Genomic DNA, 1,313 nt, shown 5'->3' on the forward strand with positions numbered 1-1,313 from the left:
CGCTCAGCGTCCCGGCCAGTGCCAGGCCGGTTCGTCGAGCAGCCCCTGGCCGCGTACGGCGGTGGGGCCGCCGTCCCGGACGAGTTCGATCGTGCGGCCGCCGCGGGAGGCGAGCGCCGCGGCCAGTGGTGCGGCGTGGGTGACCACCACCGTCTGGGTGCGTTCGGCGGCGGTCCGCACCAGGTCGGCGAGCGAGGGGAGCAGCTCCGGGTGGAGGCTGGTCTCCGGTTCGTTCAGCACCAGCAGGGCGGGCGGCCGGGGAGAGAGCAGCGCGGCCGCCCACAGCAGGTAGCGCAGCGTGCCGTCGGACAGTTCCGCCGCGCGCAGCGGCCGGCGCACGCCGGGCTGCCGCAGCGCGACCTCGAAGTGGCCGCCGTGCTCGGTGACGGCCAGGCGGCTGCCGGGGAACGCGGAGTCCACGGCGTCGTCCAGGGCCTTTGGGTCGCCGATCTCCCGGATCGTCTGGAGCGCGGCCGCCAGGTCGGCGCCGTCGGCCGCCAGGACGGGCGTGCGGGTGCCGACGCGCGGCGCGCGGGCCGGTGCGGCGGCGTCGGTGCGGACGTGGTCGTAGAAGCGCCAGGACCTGAGGGTCTCGCGGAGCAGCAGCAGCTCCGGCGCGCGGTGCGGGTCGGCCAGCTCGGCCAGCATGCTCTCGTACGGGCGGAGCGTCCCGGCGGCGGTCCATTCCGCGCCGCCCGAGGCCCCGCCGGCCGAGGCGCCGCCCGGGTCGGCGGCGCGCAGCCGCACGGCGGGGCCGTGGCGTTCGGAGAGCAGCGCGGCGGGGCGCAGCACGGGGCCGCTCCACACGGACTCCCGCTTGATCTCCGGGTCGAGGGCGAACATCGAGCCCGGGTCGCTCTGCGGGTGGCCGAAGTCGACGGCGTAGCCGAACTCGTCCCCGGCGAAGCCGAGGCGCAGCGACGTCGTGTCCTCCCGGGGGGCGAAGCCGCCCTTGCCGCCGGGCTCGCCGGCCCACAGGGCCGACCGGAGCCCGCCCTCGCGGGCGAGCGCGGCGACGGCGCCGTCGCGCGCGGAGTCGGCCAGCAGCCGCAGCGCCCGGTAGAGCGCCGACTTGCCGACGCCGTTGCCGCCGGTGACGACGGTCAACCGGTCGAGGGGGACGACAAGCCGCCGCAGGGAGCGGTAGTTCTCCACCGCCAACGTCGTGATCACAGCCGTGCGTCCTCCTGGTCGGCCCGGTCGGCCCGGTCGGCCTGGTCGGGGTTCCGTGTGGAGGACGAGCGGGGGGCGGTCGGGGTTGAGCGGCGCCCCGGCCGGTCGCGGCCGGCGTACGCCCCCTCGCCGGCCGCGAC

1 protein-coding gene is annotated in these 1,313 nt (G+C 77.9%); it reads right to left on the reverse strand.

What is annotated here, in order from left to right; translation table 11 throughout:
* Nucleotides 1–3 precede the first annotated feature (3 nt).
* Nucleotides 4–1,173, reverse strand: coding sequence for an AAA family ATPase (locus GL263_RS26650; protein ID WP_182858296.1), 1,170 nt, complete (start codon nt 1,171–1,173; stop codon nt 4–6).
* Nucleotides 1,174–1,313 lie beyond the last annotated feature (140 nt).

Origin of the sequence: Streptomyces durbertensis, assembly GCF_014156695.1 — a bacterium.
In the GTDB taxonomy this organism is placed as follows: Bacteria; Actinomycetota; Actinomycetes; order Streptomycetales; family Streptomycetaceae; genus Streptomyces; species Streptomyces durbertensis.